Source organism: Rhodococcus sp. R1101 (genome assembly GCF_000278445.1).
In the GTDB taxonomy this organism is placed as follows: domain Bacteria; phylum Actinomycetota; class Actinomycetes; order Mycobacteriales; family Mycobacteriaceae; genus Rhodococcus; species Rhodococcus gordoniae.
Genome location: NZ_AJVB01000565.1, coordinates 1 through 2,277, shown reverse-complemented (window position 1 = coordinate 2,277; position 2,277 = coordinate 1). Strand labels below are relative to the sequence as shown.

Sequence of the window (2,277 nt, the reverse complement as noted above, 5' to 3'; positions counted from 1 at the left end):
AGAACGGTTAGCGGCGCACGCCGCGGCCGGTGGCGGCCTTGACGACGAACAACAGGACGACCGCGCCGAGGAGGCAGGTCAGGAAGCTGAAGATCAGTCCGCCGCCTTCGACATCCACGCCGAAGACCTTGAGCAGGAAGCCACCGATCAAGCCGCCGATGACGCCGACAACGACGTTGAGGAGAATGCCCTGCTGGGCGTCGGTGCCCATGATCTTGCTACCGATCCAGCCGGCGAGACCACCGATGATGATCCAACCGAGGATTCCGAGTCCGAGCATGTGCAGTCCTTTCGTGAACACTGGCTAGTTCGACTCACCTCGAGTACCCAGTCGTCCCATCAGTCACACCTCTCACTTCTGAGAACTTTCGGAGTGGCACACTCGTGCGCATGACCCAGCCTCCCGTCACGATCACCGTCACCGGTCATGCCGAACGCACCGTCGCACCCAACCGGTGCACGGTGGTGTTGCGCGCGCACGCCGATGGCGCGTCGCGCAAGCAGGCTGCAGAACCGGTGGCCGCGGCTGTCGCCACGATCACCGGTCTCGTGACCGAATTGCGGGAGTCTTCCCCGAGCCCGGTGAAGAGGTGGACCTTCGATCGGGTACGCCACAGTCGGCGGCGCCCGTTCAGCCGTGAGGGCAAGAATCGGCCCTGGGTGTACAACTCGTCGGCGTCGATCACCGTGACCTTCCACGAGTTGGACGCGGTGGGTACCTTCGTCGAGCAGGTTGCGGCGCTCGAAGTGGTCACCGTCGCCGATATTCGTTGGTGGATCACCCGCAAGGCTCAGCAGAAACGACTCGCGCGGGTCCGCGATCTCGCCGTGGGCGACGCACTGGTCAAGGCGAAGGCATACACGGCATCGTTGGGCCTCAACACGATTCGCGCTGTGGCCATCGCCGATCCGGGCATGCTCGGGTCCCAGCCCTCCCCCGTCCACACGACGGGCGCTCCCATGATGCACACCGCGATGTTGCGGTCGGATGCGATGGGCGCGCCCGAGTCCGCCGAGCCCGAGTTGGTGTTCGAACCCGACCGCGTCACTCTCACCGCCGACGTCGAGGCACGCTTCGAAGCCCGTTGAGCGCGCCACATGTCCGATTCCTTGCGCGAGTTGTACAGACGGTGGCACGATGCCACCACGCCGCCGATTCGCGCGGCCACAATCGAATAAGGCCCGCCAGGAGCTGCAACTCCCGACGGGCCGGATGTCCGACTGATCAAGGAGTCGAACGTGGGTCAGAATACCCTGGCCGGCGGGGTGCGTCGTGGACCGCGCCTGGCCGCCGATTTCACCGTTCTCAGCAACGCTGTCATCACCGATGAGCGGCTGTCCTTCCGCGCCCGGGGCGTGCTCGTCTGGTTGCTGTCCAAACCCGACGACTGGCGCACCCGCGCCGACTCGATCGCGGCCCAGTCGCCCAGGGAAGGACGCGACGCGATCCGATCCGCACTGCGCGAGCTCGCCGATCTCGGCTACCTGGTGCGCGAGAAGATCCAGAACGAGCTCGGCCAGTGGATCACCATCCAGACCGTCTACGAACGTCCCGTCACCGACCCGGCACCTGAGAATCCGACCCGCGGCGGCGCGGACAGCGGCGCCCCAGGCGTTCTTGAAAGTACCGATCTACCAAGGACGGAAACCAACCGCACTCCGCGCGTCGCGAAGGAACCGCTGAGTCCGGCGATGGTCGAGCTCGCAGCGGCCTGCAGGCGAGCCGAACTCACCGCGACATTCGTCTACCTCGAACCCGATGCGGCAGCGGCGATCGAAGCCCTCATCGCTACGCACGGGGTGGCAATGCTTGTCGCAGCGGCGAAATCCGTGCACAGACCGGGCAATCCGATGCGCTTGGCGCACGGATGGTTGCCCTTGTGGCGGTCGCTGCCGACACCCCGTGTCACCCAACCGAAGTGCGACGACTGCGACGAGTACGGGTGGCTGCCCGACGAAGAGCACGGACAGGCCGTGCGGTGCGGGTGGCGGGTCCCGGCTGCGGCCTGAGGTTCGTTGCGAAGGTACCCGGATCGAATTTCCCGTCGACGACGGGGTGCTGTCGGGACTCGATCTCGGCGGCCGAGGCCCGGGGGTGCCGTTGCTCTCCAACCGCATTCTCATCGACGAAATCCCTCCTCGACGCGTTCCGTTACCCACATCCACACCCGCTCGCACGAAAGGCGTCCCTTGTGTCGTGAAGAGACGTCACCTATCGGGTCGAGATCAGAAATCGGGGAGGGAACTTCCCGGTCGGGCGCAAATCACCGGCGGACC

3 protein-coding genes are annotated in these 2,277 nt (G+C 65.6%); 2 read left to right on the top strand and 1 reads right to left on the bottom strand.

Annotated features, from left to right (window positions below):
* Positions 1 to 7: 7 nt before the first annotated feature.
* Positions 8 to 280, bottom strand: coding sequence for a GlsB/YeaQ/YmgE family stress response membrane protein (locus tag R1101_RS0121655; RefSeq protein WP_026003569.1), 273 nt, complete (start codon positions 278 to 280; stop codon positions 8 to 10).
* 110 nt (positions 281 to 390) lie between these two features.
* Between R1101_RS0121655 and R1101_RS0121650 the strand changes: the two genes are divergently transcribed.
* Both R1101_RS0121650 and R1101_RS0121645 read left to right on the top strand, forming a co-directional pair.
* Positions 391 to 1,089, top strand: a complete 699-nt coding sequence (locus R1101_RS0121650) for an SIMPL domain-containing protein (protein ID WP_016935336.1) — start codon at positions 391 to 393, stop codon at positions 1,087 to 1,089.
* A 150-nt stretch (positions 1,090 to 1,239) separates the two neighbouring features.
* Positions 1,240 to 2,010: a helix-turn-helix domain-containing protein gene (locus R1101_RS0121645; protein WP_016935335.1), complete on the top strand. Its 771-nt coding sequence runs from the start codon at positions 1,240 to 1,242 to the stop codon at positions 2,008 to 2,010.
* The last annotated feature ends 267 nt before the right edge of the window (positions 2,011 to 2,277 follow it).